The organism is Nocardia nova (assembly GCF_002933465.1).
Lineage (GTDB): Bacteria > Actinomycetota > Actinomycetes > Mycobacteriales > Mycobacteriaceae > Nocardia > Nocardia nova_B.
Genome location: NZ_PSZE01000002.1, coordinates 275,749 through 291,033, shown reverse-complemented (window position 1 = coordinate 291,033; position 15,285 = coordinate 275,749). Strand labels below are relative to the sequence as shown.

15 protein-coding genes are annotated in these 15,285 nt (G+C 66.7%); 6 read left to right on the top strand and 9 right to left on the bottom strand.

Annotated features, from left to right (window positions below):
- Positions 1–113: 113 nt before the first annotated feature.
- Complete coding sequence (locus C5E41_RS03795; protein ID WP_258080716.1) at positions 114–1,232, top strand: cytochrome P450; 1,119 nt, start codon at positions 114–116, stop codon at positions 1,230–1,232.
- Between the two features lie 93 nt (positions 1,233–1,325).
- The gene (locus tag C5E41_RS03790; protein ID WP_181063084.1) at positions 1,326–2,795 is read left to right on the top strand and encodes a class I adenylate-forming enzyme family protein; all 1,470 of its coding nucleotides are present in this window, start codon (positions 1,326–1,328) and stop codon (positions 2,793–2,795) included.
- Here the strand turns inward: C5E41_RS03790 and C5E41_RS03785 are convergent.
- A complete protein-coding gene (locus tag C5E41_RS03785; RefSeq protein ID WP_181063083.1) occupies positions 2,783–2,995 on the bottom strand; it encodes an acyl carrier protein in 213 nt (70 codons plus the stop codon). The genes C5E41_RS03790 and C5E41_RS03785 overlap by 13 nt on opposite strands.
- A gap of 96 nt (positions 2,996–3,091) precedes the next feature.
- Between C5E41_RS03785 and C5E41_RS03780 the strand changes: the two genes are divergently transcribed.
- Complete coding sequence (locus C5E41_RS03780) at positions 3,092–4,417, top strand: phthiocerol/phthiodiolone dimycocerosyl transferase family protein (RefSeq protein ID WP_104374413.1); 1,326 nt, start codon at positions 3,092–3,094, stop codon at positions 4,415–4,417.
- A 51-nt stretch (positions 4,418–4,468) separates the two neighbouring features.
- Here the strand turns inward: C5E41_RS03780 and C5E41_RS03775 are convergent, their stop codons facing one another.
- Entirely contained in the window at positions 4,469–5,149 is a 681-nt protein-coding gene (locus C5E41_RS03775; protein WP_030518137.1) for a TIGR00266 family protein, read from the bottom strand.
- Positions 5,150–5,269: 120 nt separating this feature from the next.
- On the opposite strand from C5E41_RS03775, the gene C5E41_RS03770 reads away from it, so the two are divergent.
- Positions 5,270–6,001: a peptidylprolyl isomerase gene (locus C5E41_RS03770; RefSeq protein ID WP_308706025.1), complete on the top strand. Its 732-nt coding sequence runs from the start codon at positions 5,270–5,272 to the stop codon at positions 5,999–6,001.
- Positions 6,002–6,084: 83 nt separating this feature from the next.
- On the opposite strand, the gene arc is transcribed toward C5E41_RS03770, so the two are convergent.
- Positions 6,085–7,845 carry a proteasome ATPase gene (gene arc, locus C5E41_RS03765; protein WP_104374411.1) on the bottom strand — a complete coding sequence of 587 codons (1,761 nt, stop codon included), beginning with the start codon at positions 7,843–7,845 and terminating at the stop codon, positions 6,085–6,087.
- Positions 7,846–8,224: 379 nt separating this feature from the next.
- On the opposite strand from arc, the gene C5E41_RS03760 reads away from it, so the two are divergent.
- Entirely contained in the window at positions 8,225–8,656 is a 432-nt protein-coding gene (locus C5E41_RS03760) for a hypothetical protein (protein ID WP_258080715.1), read from the top strand.
- A 101-nt stretch (positions 8,657–8,757) separates the two neighbouring features.
- On the opposite strand, the gene C5E41_RS03755 is transcribed toward C5E41_RS03760, so the two are convergent.
- Positions 8,758–9,591 (bottom strand): tRNA (adenine-N1)-methyltransferase, encoded by an 834-nt coding sequence (locus tag C5E41_RS03755; RefSeq protein ID WP_104374409.1) that lies wholly within the window; start codon positions 9,589–9,591, stop codon positions 8,758–8,760.
- 83 nt (positions 9,592–9,674) lie between these two features.
- Between C5E41_RS03755 and C5E41_RS03750 the strand changes: the two genes are divergently transcribed.
- Positions 9,675–10,538 (top strand): RecB family exonuclease, encoded by an 864-nt coding sequence (locus C5E41_RS03750; protein WP_104374545.1) that lies wholly within the window; start codon positions 9,675–9,677, stop codon positions 10,536–10,538.
- A 22-nt stretch (positions 10,539–10,560) separates the two neighbouring features.
- On the opposite strand, the gene hisG is transcribed toward C5E41_RS03750, so the two are convergent.
- From hisG to C5E41_RS03725, 5 genes are all read right to left on the bottom strand, one after another.
- Positions 10,561–11,412, bottom strand: coding sequence for an ATP phosphoribosyltransferase (hisG, locus tag C5E41_RS03745; protein WP_062965127.1), 852 nt, complete (start codon positions 11,410–11,412; stop codon positions 10,561–10,563).
- Positions 11,413–11,505: 93 nt separating this feature from the next.
- Positions 11,506–11,769, bottom strand: a complete 264-nt coding sequence (locus C5E41_RS03740; RefSeq protein WP_030518144.1) for a phosphoribosyl-ATP diphosphatase — start codon at positions 11,767–11,769, stop codon at positions 11,506–11,508.
- A gap of 14 nt (positions 11,770–11,783) precedes the next feature.
- Entirely contained in the window at positions 11,784–12,446 is a 663-nt protein-coding gene (locus tag C5E41_RS03735; RefSeq protein ID WP_258080714.1) for a GNAT family N-acetyltransferase, read from the bottom strand.
- Positions 12,447–12,663: 217 nt separating this feature from the next.
- On the bottom strand, positions 12,664–14,478 hold the full coding sequence (locus tag C5E41_RS03730) for a choline/carnitine O-acyltransferase (RefSeq protein WP_104374408.1): 1,815 nt from the start codon (positions 14,476–14,478) through the stop codon (positions 12,664–12,666).
- Positions 14,475–15,284 (bottom strand): class I SAM-dependent methyltransferase, encoded by an 810-nt coding sequence (locus C5E41_RS03725; protein WP_219823086.1) that lies wholly within the window; start codon positions 15,282–15,284, stop codon positions 14,475–14,477. Before C5E41_RS03725 ends, C5E41_RS03730 begins: the two co-directional genes overlap by 4 nt.
- Position 15,285: the final 1 nt, after the last annotated feature.

Sequence of the window (15,285 nt, the reverse complement as noted above, 5' to 3'; positions counted from 1 at the left end):
CCTATCTCCAGTTGTCGGCGCGTCTGGGTGACCCGCTCGGGCAAATCGCCGCCGGTCCGGATCGCTTGCTCGGCTCATCGCCGTACATCGAGCAGATCCGGCGGAGAGGTCGAATGCCCAAGATGTCGGGGGCACACATCACCGCGGACTACGAATTGTGCCGGCTCATTCTGCGCGACCGACGCTTCGGCGTCGTGACGCCCAATCACCCGGCCCTGCCGAAGCCGGTCCGCTGGATGCTGACCAAGACCGATCTGGGACTTCCCAATTTGGGCGAACCGCCCTCGATGCTGGTGACCGATCCGCCGGATCACACCCGATACCGGCGCCTGGTCGGACAGGCATTCGGCCCGAAGGCGATCGCCATGCTGGCGGAGCGAATCGCCGAAGTAGCCGATAACCTGCTCGAACGGCTGCAGTCGAATCCTCGGCCGGATCTGATCGCCGACTTTTCCGCACAGCTGCCCGTCACGATCATCGCCGAAATCCTCGGGCTGCCCGGAGATATGAGTTCGACTCTGCTGAAATGGGGCGACTCCGGTGCGCCGCTGCTGGAACGCGGTCTGCCCTGGACCACCTACCGCCACGCCATCGAAGACTTGGCCGAAGTCGAACGGTACTTCGAGCGGTACCTCGACGGGCTCACCACGGAACCGCGAGATGACGTGCTCAGCACGCTGGCGACCAGTCGGGAGCTCACCCGCCGCGAGCAAATCGCCAACGCGACTCTGTTGCTGGACGCCGGATTCCTGACGACGGTGAACATGCTCGGCAACGGCATCGTCCTGCTGACAAGCCACCCGGAACAGCTGGAACTGTGCGCCGCACGGCCGGAGTTGTGGCCGAACGCGGTCGAGGAGATCCTGCGCTACGACGGTCCGGTCCGAATGACCGGCCGGATCGCGAACTGCGACGCGGACATCGCCGATCAGCACATCGCCTCGGGTTCGCTCGTCCTGCTGTCACTGGCAGGAGCCAACAACGATCCCGCAGTCTTTCCCGATCCCCAGCAATTCGATATCACCAGGAACAACGCCGCGGAACATCTGTCATTCGGCAGCGGGATTCACGGCTGCCTGGGAGCCTGGCTCGCCCGGTCGGAAGGCGCCATCGCGCTGCGAGCCCTTTTCGATCGGTATCCGGGTCTGAGCCTCGACGGCCCACCGATCCCTCATCCGCTGCGAAACCTCCACGCCTACCGCTCGATGCCTGCCCTGCTCCCCACCGGGTAGTTCTCCGTCCACACGCATGCTCGCCGAGCCTTGTAGATGCCGCAACCGGCTCCTATTCTTACGGGCGGAAGGGCGGGGCTGCGCGGAGTAGAGATGATCTACGACAATCTGCTCGCTCTGACAGCGCGGGCACCGATCACCAGTGGATTGCGGCAGGGCGAAGAATTTACACCCTACGCAGCGTTGGTCGAGCGGATCGGCCGACTCGCTGCCGGCTTCATCGAACGTGGCATCCAGAGCGGCGATCCCGTCGCCCTGCTGATTCCGAACTCACCCGATCTTTTCGTCACCGCCCACGCGCTCTTCGCCATCGGCGCCATCGCGATGCCGCTGGGCGTGACGGCCACGCGATCCGAACTCGCCACATTCGCGAAAAAGGCCGCACCCAAGGCCGCCGTCGCCACTCCCGGCCTCGCCGCCGTTGCCGGAATGCTGACCGCAGATGCGGCCCCCGGCATCCCCCTCTTCCTGACCAGCGCCCTGCCCGAAGCACATTCGGCCACCCGGCTGCCGAAACTGTCCGGTGACACCACGGCGCTCTATCTCTTCTCGTCCGGCTCCACCGGGTTGCCCAAGGTGGTGCCGCACACTCATGCCGAGCTCATCGCCGATAGTGAACGAGCCAGCACAGCCTGGGACATCGCGCCCGACGACCTCGTCCTCGACATTCTGCCGGGCAACTTCTCGATGGGCTTCCTACTGGGCACTACCCAAGCCGTCGCCGGTGGCGCGACAACGCTCTACTGGAGCGATCCGCTGCCGCTGGCGCTTTCCCGCGGGAAGCTGCTCGACACCATCGTCGGCGAGCGCGTCACCTTCGTGGGCGCCGTTCCGGCAATGTACGAGATCATCGCCGGTGGGCCGGACAGTTTCGACCTGGGTCTGCGCCTGGCCTTCTCGGGCGGCGCCGCCCTGAAGCGGTCCGTGTTCGACGTGGTACGCGAGCGTCTCGGAATCACACTTCGTCAGGACTACGGCTCGACCGAGGCCAGTATGTTCTCGCACAACGACTCCGCCGATCCCGATGCAAGCTGGGCCTCGGTGGGCAAGCCGGCGGGCGATGGCAGGGTCCGCATCGTCGCGTTCGACACCGAGTTCGGCCCATCCGTCGGCGAACTGGAACTGAAATCGTCGTCGCTCATGCGGGGCTATCTCGGCGACGCCGCGGCCAACGCCGTGGCGTTCGACGAGGGGTGGTTCAGGACCGGCGATCTTGCCTCGCTCGACGAAGAAGGCCGCATCTTCATTCGTGGCCGCGGCAAGCTGCTGATCGAGGTATCGGGCTACAAGATCGACCCCATCGAGGTCGAGGAGACGCTCATGACGTTGCCCGCCGTCGCGGCCGCCGTGGTGACGGGGCTACCGGATCCGCGCCACGGTAATCGGCTGATCGCGTTCGTCGTCAAACGGGCGGATCTATCGGCGGACGAGGTGATTCGCTATGCCCGCGAAAAGCTGTCGGTGCAGAAGGTCCCGGCCGAGATCGCGTTCGTCGACGCACTACCGCGGAGCCCGACCGGCAAGGTGCTGCGCGCGCGACTGCGCGAACTTCACGCGGGCTGAGCGGCTCGCCGCGAAACATACGATGCCAGCTTCGCAGGAGATTCGAACAGTTCCGCCCGAATCTCCGTGTCCGGAATGCTGATCTTGAATCGTTCCTCGAGGAAATGCACCAGTTTCACCAGACTGATCGAGTCCAGCAGGCCGATCTCGAGTAAAGGGGTGTCGCGAACGACCGGCGCCGCGCCGGTTTCAGCCGCCATGATCGAGATATACTCGATTATCGGTCGTTCGAAATCATTCATCACTCGAATCCTTTACGTAGTGAGCATATCAGCCGATTTCATCGGGATCTGAAAATGGAATTCGAAACCTGGGAGGACGGCGTGGGCGAAACTCGCCCACTGGGCGAACGCGAACAACTGCTCAATCATTTGCATGCCCGTCGCGGGCTGATCACCATGCAGGTGCTGCACGTGCGTGGCCGCATCGATCCGGCGCTGGTGCGACGCGCGCTCGCCTGGTTGCAGACCCAGCACCCCATCCTTCGCGCTCATGTCCGCTACGGCAAGATCGTCTGGCGCCCGCTGCCACCCTTCGCCTATCGCCGGCGCTGGTTCGACACCGAGGGCACGACCGAGATCCCGTTGACGGTGCTCGACGACACCGACCCGGAGGCTTGGCGCGCGGTTCTTGCCACCGATATGCGCACGCCGATCCCGAACGGCAAACATCCTCGCCTGCGGATCACACTGGTGCGGCAACTACCCGATGCCGATCTCAACCACATCGTCATGTGTGCCGATCACGCGACGCTCGACGCCCAGTCCGCCAATATGCTGGCTCGACGCCTTCTCGAATTTCTCGCCGATCCGGCCATGGCGCAATCGAATCCGCCGCCCGTCACGGCCCTGCCACCGCCGATCGAGGCCGGTCTGCCGGACGAGTCCGGCAGGGACTCGAAGTCCGGCAGGGGCGCCGAGAACACCTATACGCCGGCCATCCGGCTACCCAAACAGGCTGTGCGTGATCCGAAGAAACAGACGCGGGTACTGGAGCGTCACCTCGGGCCCGTCGAAACGGCAACGCTCGCAGATGCGATCAAAGCCAACCGAACGACGCTTCACGGTGCGGTAACGGCGGCCTTCCTGATTGCCGTGCGAGAGCGGTACGGGCTCGAGGTGATGACCGTATTGACCACGGTCGACCTTCGTCGCCTCAGTACCGTGGCGCTGCCATCCGAGACCTACGGTTGCTACGTCGACATTCTCCGGAGCGAGCACCCGATCACCGACGACTTCTGGGCAATCGCCCGCGACGTCTCGTTCAAGCTGATCGCCACGCTGGCCAAGCACCGAGAGTCCGCCTCGATCATGGGATTTCCCGATTGGGAGGTTTTTCGGCACGAAGCGATCCCAACGCTGCGAAACCACCGGCGCGTCGACGGGCTCGCGGTTACGACGGCAGGCGAGTCCGGCCTCCGGTCCAGCTACGGCGCCTACACGCTCGAGGACACCACCAGATCCGTTTCGCTCGACACGTTCGGCCCGTCACTGTTCGTGATCGCCAACGAGCGGCTCGGCGGCCTGGACCTCAGCGTGTGCTACACGGCAATGGCGATGAGCGACAACGAGGTCCGGTGGCTCACCGACACCGCGGTAGGCCGGCTCGAAAGGACCGGCTGAACACGCCGCGCCGATCGCAGCACCCCGGGAAGCCGCCCGGCACGCCATCGACTAGCCGGACGAGGTGACCGCGCCGGCCCAGGCCGCGAACGCGCCGGGGTTGCGGGTCTGCAGCAGCACCCGACCCGGACCGGTGAAGTCGAACACCAGACCTTCGCCGGAGGTGATCGATTGCAGGGAACGACCCGAAACCGCCCGGCGGATACCGAATTTCAGTGCCAGGTCGTAGGCCACCACATGGCCGCAGTCGATGGTCACCGACTCACCCGGCTGCAGATCGATCACGTCGATCGCGCCGAAGACGCCGAGCACGACCTCGCCCTGCCCCTGGGCGCGCAGGCCGAATCCGCCCTCACCGCCGAACATGTTGGCGAAGCCGCCCCATTTCGCTTCCACTTGCACGCCATGGGAATTGGCGATCCAGCCGCCGCGGCTGATGAAGTACGGGCGGTCGGGCGCGATCGGCAGCGCCAGCATGTCCCCGGGCAGTGCCGGCGCGACATCGACCCAGCCGCCCTGAGGCGGCGCGGTGAACGTGGACACGAAGAACGACTCACCGGCCAGCACGGAACGCTTCAGCCCCGCCAGGAATCCGCCCTCGGCCTTCGCGGCCAGGCTCACTCCTGCCGAATGGGCCACCATCGCACCGGTTTCCGCACGCAACGGCTCCCCACCGGCGAGAAAACACCGTGCCACTGTGGACGACGGATTATGCCGCAACACCACCTGCATGGCCGCGACGTTAGCAGCGCCGGGGCCCGGATGTCTCATTCACCCGCACCCGGCGGTCGGACATGCGATGATGCCGGGCGACCGAACCCATCACGAAACGAATGTCGGAGGCCCGCCCCGGTGCAAATCGATTTCCCACACTCGCAGTCCGATCTCGACCACTCCGCCCGACGCGACCGCAGATCGCGCAGATTGCCGGTGCGCAGCGGCCTGGCGGCGGCGGGTGCGGCGATCGCACTGCTGGCCGGCGGCACCGCTGCCGTGGCTGCCCCGCTGCCGCTGCACAGCCAGGCACCCGGCTGCATGATCCCCGGCGACGCCCAGCCCAACGGCAAGCAGTGGCCGGCCGAACCCGCGGTGACCATCGACCCCAACGCCGGGTACACGGCGACGCTGGAATCCAACTGCGGAACCATCACCGTCGCCCTCGATGCCGCGCGGGCGACGCATACGGTCAACTCGTTCACCTTCCTCGCCGGCGAGCAGTACTTCGACCACACCCGCTGCCACCGCCTGACCACCGAGGGCATCTTCGTGCTGCAGTGCGGTGACCCGACCGGAACCGGCACCGGCGGTCCCGGCTACCGGTTCGGCGACGAAAACCTCGCCGGGGCGACCTACCCAGCGGGAACGGTCGCCATGGCCAACTCCGGCCCGAATACCAACGGAAGCCAGTTCTTCCTGGTTTACTCCGATAGCAAACTGCCGCCCCGCTACACCCCCTTCGGTCGAGTCACCGGAGGTATGGACGTGTTGCAGAACATCGCCGCAGGCGGCGTGAAGGACGGATCCGGCGACGGCGCGCCGGCCACCGATATTGTGCTCGACTCGGTGGCCACTGCCCGGCGCTGACACCGGATACGGCGAAGGCCGCGCTCGCGATGCGGGCGCGGCCTACGTGTGTGCGCGGTACTCCTAGAGGTTGTGCGGTACTCCTAGAGGTACTGACCCGTATTGGATTCGGTATCGATCGCCCGGCTCGCCGAAGCGTTCTTACCGGTAACCAGCGTCCGGATGTAGACGATCCGTTCGCCCTTCTTACCCGAAATACGTGCCCAGTCATCCGGATTGGTGGTGTTGGGCAGGTCCTCGTTCTCGGAGAACTCGTCGACTATCGAATCGAACAGGTGCTGGATGCGCAGACCGGGATTGCCGGTCTCGAGCACCGATTTGATCGCGTACTTCTTGGAACGGTCCACAATGTTCTGGATCATGGCGCCGGAGTTGAAGTCCTTGAAGTACAGGACCTCCTTGTCACCGTTGGCATAGGTGACCTCGAGGAAGCGGTTGTCCTCGCTCTCGGCGTACATCCGGTCCACGACCCGCTCGATCATCGCCTTGACGCACTTGGAGCGATCGCCGGCGAATTCGGCGATATCGTCGGCGTGCAGCGGCAGGTCCTCGGTGAGGTACTTGGAGAAGATGTCCTGGGCCGCTTCGGCATCCGGACGCTCGATCTTGATCTTGACGTCCAGGCGGCCGGGCCGCAGGATCGCGGGGTCGATCATGTCCTCGCGGTTGGACGCACCGATCACGATGACGTTCTCCAGGCCCTCCACACCGTCGATCTCCGACAGCAGCTGCGGCACGACCGTGGTCTCCACATCCGAGGACACACCCGAACCACGAGTGCGGAAGATCGAGTCCATCTCGTCGAAGAACACGATCACCGGGGTGCCTTCGGAGGCCTTCTCACGAGCTCGCTGGAAGATGATCCGGATGTGGCGCTCGGTCTCGCCCACGAACTTGTTCAGCAGCTCGGGACCCTTGATGTTGAGGAAGAAGGACTTGGCCTCCTTGGCGTCCTCACCGCGCGCCTCGGCGATCTTCTTCGCCAGCGAGTTGGCGACCGCCTTGGCGATCAGCGTCTTACCGCAGCCCGGCGGACCATAGAGCAGCACGCCTTTGGGCGGGCGCAGCGCGTACTCACGGAACAGATCCTTGTGCAGGAACGGCAGCTCCACCGCGTCGCGGATCTGCTCGATCTGGCGGCCCAGGCCACCGATGTCCTCGTAACCGACATCGGGCACCTCTTCGAGCACCAGATCCTCGACCTCGGCCTTGGGAATGCGCTCGAACGCGAATCCGGCCTTGGTGTCGACCAGCAGCGAATCACCCGGGCGCAGCCGCCGCACGGGCGCGTTGGGATCTTCGACGTCGTCCGCGTCGACCAGCGCCGACAGCGGGCCCGACAGCCAGACCACGCGTTCTTCGTCGGCATGGCCCACGACCAGGGCGCGACGGCCGTCGTCGAGGACCTCGCGCAGGGTGCCGATCTCACCGGTCTGGTCGAAGGTGCTGGCCTCGACCACCGTGAGCGCCTCGTTCAGACGCACGGTCTGCCCGTAGTGCAGTTCGGAGGTGTCGATATTCGGCGAGCACGTCAGGCGCATCTTGCGTCCGGAAGTGAACACGTCGACCGTCTGGTCCTCGTACACACCGATCAGCACGCCGTAGCCGCTGGGCGGCTGGCCCAGCCGGTCGACCTCCTCACGCAGCGCCACCAACTGCTGACGGGCCTCCTTCAGGGTGTCCATCAGTTTGGTGTTGCGAATCGTCAGCGAATCGATACGAGCTTCCAATTCCCTTGAACGATCCGGCGAGTCGGCGAGTTGCCTACGGAGTGCAGCCGCCTCGGCGCGTACCACCTCGAGTTCTCTCCAGGCCGCCGAATCCGAATTCTCGATGGGGCTCATGATGCTGCTCCTCCCAGTCCCGGTCTATCAACGCTACCGGGCGCGAACCGTTCTCGCTTTCCGACATGGTTTCGTCGTGATCACATCTCAGCTGCGGTCTATCGGCCCGGCAACCATGTTAGCCTGCCCTAACCTGCATTCGGCGAGCGATTTCGCCGGACCGAACCGAAAGGTCTAGTCGATGCTCCTTCCCACGCGGCTCCTTCCTGCGCGGCTCCTTCCTACGCGCCACAGCGCTACTCCCTTCGGTGGCAGTACCCGCACCGGGAGCAACGCCGCGCCGACCGCCGGTGTTTCCGGTGTGCGTCGCTCCGGGATGCATCGTGCCGGGTTCCGCCGTGCCACGGCTACCGCCTTCGCCGCGCTCGCAGTTACCGCTATGACAGCATGCGGGTCCGACAATTCCCCGGACTCCACGCCGACGAGCACCACGACGGCCACCTCGGCCGCGACGAGCGCCGCCGCCGCGACCGCCCCCACCGCCGAGGAACTGCAGGCCACACTCAACGGTTTCGTGGATCCGGCCAAGCCGACCGCCGAGAAGGAGAAGCTGGTGGCCGGAGGGGACAAGCGCGTCACCAACATCGACACCATGACCAAGGGCCTGGCCAACTACGGCACCATCACCTTCACCGTCGCCGACATCAAGACCGAGGGCGATCAGGCCACCGGCCAGGTCACCATCACCTCGCCGCACGGCCCGGCCGGCCCGATGCCGATGACCTGGCAGCACTCGGCAGCGGGCTGGCAGCTGTCGGACGCCTCCGCGTGCCAGATCCTGGCCATGGGCATGGCGCCCTGCCAGCCCTGAGCGGCGCACGACACCGGCCCCGGTTTCGCCGAGCGCGAACCGGAGCCGAATCGGCGGCCGGACGGCCGCGACGGGTAGGGCGAACGCGCTGAGCCGCCCGCTCAGCCCTTGGAGGGCCGCCGCTGCGGTTTGGGTGCCACCACACCGTCGGCGAGGCGCCGGGCGCTCACCAGGAAGGCCGTGTGCCCCTGCATGCGATGCTCGGGGCGCACCGCCAGGCCGACCACGTGCCACGGCCGCACCAGCGACTCCCACGAACGAGGTTCGGTCCAGCATTGTTGCTGACGCAGCGCCTCCACGACCTCCGACAGCTGCGTGACGGTGGCGACGTAGACGATCAGGACCCCGCCGGGGATCAGCGCGCGCGATACCGCGGGGAGCGCGTCCCACGGTTTGAGCATGTCCAGCACCACCCGGTCGACCTGCTCGCCGTCGTAGTCGGCGACGTCGCCCAGGGTCAGCGTCCAGTTGTCGGGGCGTTCGCCGAAGAATCGCTCGACATTGCGGACGGCGTGCTCGGCATGGTCCTCGCGGATCTCGTAGGAGCGCACACTGCCGTTCGGCCCGACCGCGCGCAGCAGCGAACAGGTCAGCGCGCCGGATCCGGCGCCGGCCTCGAGCACCCGCGCGCCGGGGAAGACGTCACCCTCGTGCACGATCTGCGCGGCGTCCTTGGGATAGATCACCGCCGCACCGCGCGGCATCGAGAGCACGTAGTCGACCAGCAGCGGCCGCAGCGCGAGATACGGTGTGCCGTTGGCGGATTGGACCACACAGCCCTCGTCGGCGCCGATCAGCTCGTCGTGTCGGATCGGTCCCTTGTGCGTGTGGAACTCCTTGCCCGGCTCCAGGACGACGGTGTGTTGCCTGCCCTTGGCATCGGTCAGCTGCACCCGGTCCCCCGTGGTGAATGGGCCGGTCCGTCTGGCCGTCATGAATCTCCGTTCTCGTGCGCGTCATTTCCGGCGGCGGTATCGCGCCGCGGAATGTGTCGGTACCCGCCGATAGCCTGCCAGGTATGTCCGCACCACCGACGGCGACCCCGCCCGAATTACCGGCCGTTTCCCGCGGGCCGGCGTTGTCGCCCTCGCGGGCAATCGATTTCAAACAATGTCCGCTCAAATACCGATTACGCGCGATCGACCGCATTCCGGAAACACCCGGCCGCGACGCCGTACGCGGAACGGTGGTGCACGCGGTCCTGGAATCGCTATACGGGCTACCCAGTGGTGAACGCGTTCCGGAACGGGCCGCGGCGTTGGTGGAACCGGCCTGGCAGCGTTTGCTGGCAGATCGCCCCGAGATCGAGGTGGTGCTCGAACCGGGCGGTCTCCCGTTGTTTCTCGACGAGGTGAGCCGCCTGGTACGCGACTACTACCACCTCGAGAACCCCACCGGATTCGACCCGGAATCCTGTGAATCGCTGGTCGAGGCCCGGCTGGCGGACGGATCGCCGCTGCGCGGATATGTCGACCGCATCGATATCGCGCCGGACGGCCGGTTGCGGGTGGTGGACTACAAGACCGGGCGCGCTCCCGCACCCGATGCCGAACAGAAGGCGCTGTTCCAGCTGAAGTTCTACGCGCTGATCATGTACCGCACCCGCGGCGTGGCCCCGGCCCAGCTGCGGCTGCTGTACCTGCGTGACGGACAGATCCTGACCTATGCGCCGGACGCGGACGAACTCGTCCGTTTCGAGCGCATCGTGTCGGCCCTGTGGGCGGCGATCACCACCGCCGGCCGCGACGGGGATTTTCCGCCGCGGCCCGGGTGGAGCTGTAAATTCTGCGAGTACCGCCCGCTGTGCCCGGCCTACGGCGGAACCCCGCCGCCGTATCCGGGCTGGCCGGACGACGCCGCCGCGACGGTGCCGCGCCCGTGAGCGCGGCATTCGGCGAGCGAGGTCAGAAGGCGCGGCAGGAACGGATATCGGTAGCCAGAATCGCCTTGGCGCCGAGTTCGGCGAGCTGATCCATCACGTCGTTGCCCTGATTCCGCGGTACCAGCGCACGCACGGCGACCCAGTCGGGATCGGTCAGCGGGGAGACGGTCGGCGACTCCAGCCCGGGCGTGATCGCGGCGGCCCGGTCGAGCAGATCCTTGGGGCAGTCGTAATCCAGCATCAGGTACTGCTGGGCGAAGACCACACCCTGGACACGCGCGATGAGCTGGTTGCGGGCCTTGTCGCTGTGATCGGAGCCGGTAGCCTCGATCAGCACGGCCTCCGAATCGCACAGCGAATCGCCGAAGGCGACCAGATCGTGCTGGCGCAGGGTGCGCCCGGAGCCGACCACGTCGGCGATGGCGTCGGCAACCCCGAGTTGGATGGAGATCTCCACCGCGCCGTCGAGGCGGATCACCTCGGCCTCGATGCCCCGGCGCTGCAGATCCCGCAGCACCAGATTCGGGTAGCTGGTGGCGATCCGCTTGTCGTAGAGGTCCTCGACCTTCCATTCCCGCCCGGCGGGGGCGGCGTAGCGGAAGGTGGAGCGGCCGAATCCGAGGCCGAGCCGTTCCTGCACCGGGGCGCCGGAATCCAGGGCCAGATCGCGGCCGGTGATGCCGAGGTCGAGGCGACCCGACCCGACATAGATCGCGATGTCCTTCGGACGGAGGAAGAAGAATTCGACCTGGTTGGCGTTGTCGATCACCGACAGGTCGCGCGAATCGCTGCGCTTGCGGTAACCGGCCTCGGTGAGAATTTCCACGGCCGATTCGGAGAGGGCGCCTTTGTTGGGGACTGCGACGCGGAGCATGGGGGTGTCCTTTCAGGACGGATGGCGGACAAAGGTGTCAGGGAGCGGTCGAACCGTTTCGCCCGGTAGCCGTGGCGGTCCGGGCCTCACCCGTCACAGATGTCGGTACACGTCCTCGAGCCGCAGACCGCGGCCCACCATCAGCACCTGCACCCAGTACAGGAGCTGGGAGATCTCCTCGGCCAGCTGTTCGTCGGTCTCGTGTTCGGCGGCGATCCACACCTCACCGGCCTCTTCGATCACCTTCTTGCCCTGCGCATGGACCCCGGCGTCCAATGCCGCCACGGTTGCGGAACCTTCCGGACGGTTGGCCGCACGATCCTGCAGCTCGGCGAACAGGGTTTCGAAAGTCTTCACGGGACACCATTCTTTCAGACGACCGCATATGTCCCGCAATCGGTTATCGGCGCGGCCACCGCGGTTGCCGCTGGTGTGCGCGCGATCACCGTCCGGCGCCCCGCGGGTGCTGCAGGCGCCTCGCGTGGGCGGTCGACTCGATAGATGTAATGCCATCCGTCGTCGATCGGGTTGTCCGGCGGCAGCTCCCCTTCCGCGACGCGGCGCAGACCGGCCTTCTCCAGCGCCCGCCAGGACGCCCGGTTCGCGGCCGCGACGGGAATCACGATGCAGTCGGCGCGCGGATAGTCGGCCCAGCTCTGCGCCACGACCGCGCGCAGCATCGCCGTACCCAGGCCGCGGCCGGCCCGCCCCGGCTCGCCGATCAGGTAGTCCAGCGACACGGCCTCGCCGGGCACGTCGAGTATCGGCCGCACCTGCTCCACATACTCCGGCCAGTCCGCCCAGCGGATCCGCTGCACCAGCCCGACGGGTTCGCCGTCGGCACTGACGAGCAGATCCTCGGCGGCCACCTCCCCACGCGCGGTCGGCCCGAAATCGCGTTCAACCGATGCGGCATCGAAGTCGTGATGCCACCACCGCCGCACATGCGGTTGCGCCAGCCACTGCCCGAGCAACGCGAAATCCGCCGGTGCCACCTGGCGCCAGGTGAACTGCGGCATTACCGAGTCGACCATGGGAACGAGGCTAGCAATCGTGGTGCGCTCCCACCTCGGATCGAGACCGACGCGGCACCGAACCTGCACCCCGGCGACGGTACCTGTGGACCGAAACCCGGTGCGGCCATGGCAGACTCGCGGGACCCGCTCGCCGCGACCACGCCCCGAGACGACCGGCACCCGAGCCGCCGGTCTCCCGGTGCGGGCGGCAATCGGCTCGGGTGTAGTCCACCGATCAGGCCGAGGCGAGCAGTTCCTCCAGCTCGGACACCGCGGTCCGCAATTCGTCGGCGAACCGGTACATCTGCTCCGCAACGGATTTCGGCGTGGCGAGGTAGATGTTCCAGCGATCCGGCAGCAGGACGTAGGCGATGCCGATGCATTTCGGGCTGGTGCAGCCGAAACCGAAGTATTCGATAGTGGCCGAAGGCGCCGAGCTCGTACTCAGATAGTCGTCGCGGGTGATGATCCAGCCCGGGCTGTCGAAGAAGGGCATCGGCTCCGTGGCACCCAGTTCGGCGCCTCGCCGGCGCTGCACCCACTGCAGCTCCCAGAGATGCTGTTCCGGCGCTTCACCGCGCTGGCACTGCTTGGCGCGCTCCACATGGGCGGTCGCGGCCGCGCGGGCGGCGGCCAGCTTCGTCGCCGCATCGGCCGACGAATCGTCCATGGTGGCAACGAATTCCAGGATCTGCGGGGTCACCACGCGCATGGCCTCGGTGCGGCCGTTGCGATACTGCCGGGTCGCGATCGATTCGTAGGTGGCCCCGATCATTCCCTTGCTGCGCTGATGAGCGAGCTGATAGCTCAACTGTGCGAAGGCGTCCGGCGAGATGCCGAGCTCCTTGGCGCGGGCCGTGCCGAAGCGGTCGATCGACACCGTGGTCGTCGCGTTGTCGGCGACGAACTGCGCGAACGCGGCTGCGGCCGAGGAGATCTCACCGCGCAACCAATCGTCGAGCCGGAATTCGATCGGCTCCACCGAGGGCAGTCCTTGCGGTTGTGCCCCCGACCGCGCGGCGTGCTCGGCGGCCGGGGCCTCGAGCAGCCGGTCGACGAACGACAGGATGGTCGTGCCGTCGAGCCCGCAGTGTTCGACATTGATACCGGCACTGCCGTCGGCGAAGACGATCAGCGAGACCGCCTTGTCGAACCACCGGTTACCGCTGTCGCCGTGCAGCAGCTGATCACTGGCGGCGAGCTGATCGGCGGGGGTCACATCGTCGAGGCACACGCAGAACAGCGCGGTTTCGATCACCTCCAGCGCCGCCGTGTTCACCGGATCCTCCAGCAAACGGGCACGCACACCGGCCCATTCGGCCCGCGCCAGGGTGGTCAGATGTCCGGCCGAGGAGTCGACCGGCAGTTGATCGGGCGCCGCCTTGAGCACGGCCCGCAGCCCGTCGGCGAGATCCTCCGGGGCATGCGGCGCACCGCCGGCGCCGATGACCTCCATCCGGAACATGGCGCCGTGGTGGAAGACCACGATGTGGCGCGCCGGCGACGGGCCGGGCCATGCGTCGCTGTAGGGCACGCGCACACTGTCCTGTGGATCGCCCGGAATCCTGGTCTCGGAGAACAGGAATTTGTTCTGCGCCATCGACAAGTGCGCTCCGCGTTGCACGACCGGCGCGATCTCCTCCCGATCGAGCAGCAGTTTGTAGTTCACCGCGGCGGTGATCAGCGCGGCGGCGCGATCGGCCTGCTGGTGCGAGGTGGACTGCGCCAGTGGCGTGTCGTTGCGGAACAGGAAGAAGAAGTTGGCATTGACCGCGATCCGGTCGCGACGGCCCAGATACCGCGAGGGCCAGAACTCGTCGAGCCAGCTGCCCACACCGGGGGTGCGGTCGAACCGCTCCAGATCGGCGTGCAGGATCCGGGCCGGGCCGTCGGCGCGCAGCAGATCGGCCACGGCGCGCTCGGTATCGGCGTATTCGTCCTCCGACAGCAGCGGCCGCGACCACTGCAGGAAACGCGCACAGCTGTCGTCGAGCGTGGGCAGCGGCACGCGCGGCAGCTGATCGTCGAAGGCGAAGGTACGGTCGGTCACGGGCGGTCCTCGGGGGTCGGTGTGGATATGTAGAGTTCGGCGTGCAGCCAGCCGTCGGATTCGTAGCCGGTCGGATCGATTCCATTGGCGGTCAACGTATTCAGTACCTGTTGCTGTTCGTCGGCGGAGGCGAAACGGCGCTGCCGGAAGGTGCCGGGACGGCGCTCGGTCCGGTACCCCAGGACGGCGAGTTCGCGGGCGATCGGCTCGAAGGCGTACATCCGCAGCACGAAGTGTGCCATCCACGGTAGCCGGGTGCCGTGTGCGCGGGCCACCCGTGTGAGGGTACGGCCGGTGACGTAACCGACGCAGCCCGTGGAGATCACCAGATCGGCCGAGCCGATGATCTTGCGCTGTGCCTCGGTGGGATCGCCCGCCTCCAGATCGGCGTGGACGATCTCGTGCAGCAGTCCGGTGGCCGCCGCGTAGTCCAACGCCGGCGCGGAGGCGTCCATACCGATGAAGCGGATCCGGGGCAACCGGTCGTCGGCGGCCAGGCGGGCGCGGTCGCGGGCGATGCAGGTGGCGGTGTCGGCGTCGCCGTAGTGCTCGGCCAGATCGCCCACGGTGGTGCCGAAGCGCAGCAGTGCCGCGTTCACCCCGTACGAGCAACCCAGGTCCAGGACGGTCGGCACGGTGCCGGTGCGCGCCTCGTAGTCGGCGAACAGTTCCAGGAAGGCGGGTTTCGCCAATTCCGGTATGCAGTAATCCAATTCGGCCATCCGGCGGCAGTAGGCGCTCGGATCGGGGCGATCGTAGATGTCGTCGAACGAAGCTTTTCCGGTGCTGTGCATCGAAACCGTCACG

Bases quoted from the DNA above. Each gene is read 5' to 3' on its own strand.
- hisG (WP_062965127.1), bottom strand. From the start codon at position 11,412: ATGCTCCGCGTCGCAGTCCCCAACAAAGGCGCCCTCTCCGAATCGGCC.
- arc (WP_104374411.1), bottom strand. From the start codon at position 7,845: ATGAGCCCCATCGAGAATTCGGATTCGGCGGCCTGGAGAGAACTCGAG.
- C5E41_RS03780 (WP_104374413.1), top strand. From the start codon at position 3,092: ATGGAATTCGAAACCTGGGAGGACGGCGTGGGCGAAACTCGCCCACTG.
- C5E41_RS03795 (WP_258080716.1), top strand. From the start codon at position 114: ATGCCCAAGATGTCGGGGGCACACATCACCGCGGACTACGAATTGTGC.
- C5E41_RS03755 (WP_104374409.1), bottom strand. From the start codon at position 9,591: ATGACGGCCAGACGGACCGGCCCATTCACCACGGGGGACCGGGTGCAG.
- C5E41_RS03785 (WP_181063083.1), bottom strand. From the start codon at position 2,995: ATGGCGGCTGAAACCGGCGCGGCGCCGGTCGTTCGCGACACCCCTTTA.
- C5E41_RS03775 (WP_030518137.1), bottom strand. From the start codon at position 5,149: ATGCAGGTGGTGTTGCGGCATAATCCGTCGTCCACAGTGGCACGGTGT.
- C5E41_RS03750 (WP_104374545.1), top strand. From the start codon at position 9,675: ATGTCCGCACCACCGACGGCGACCCCGCCCGAATTACCGGCCGTTTCC.
- C5E41_RS03735 (WP_258080714.1), bottom strand. From the start codon at position 12,446: ATGGTCGACTCGGTAATGCCGCAGTTCACCTGGCGCCAGGTGGCACCG.
- C5E41_RS03760 (WP_258080715.1), top strand. From the start codon at position 8,225: ATGACAGCATGCGGGTCCGACAATTCCCCGGACTCCACGCCGACGAGC.
- C5E41_RS03790 (WP_181063084.1), top strand. From the start codon at position 1,326: ATGATCTACGACAATCTGCTCGCTCTGACAGCGCGGGCACCGATCACC.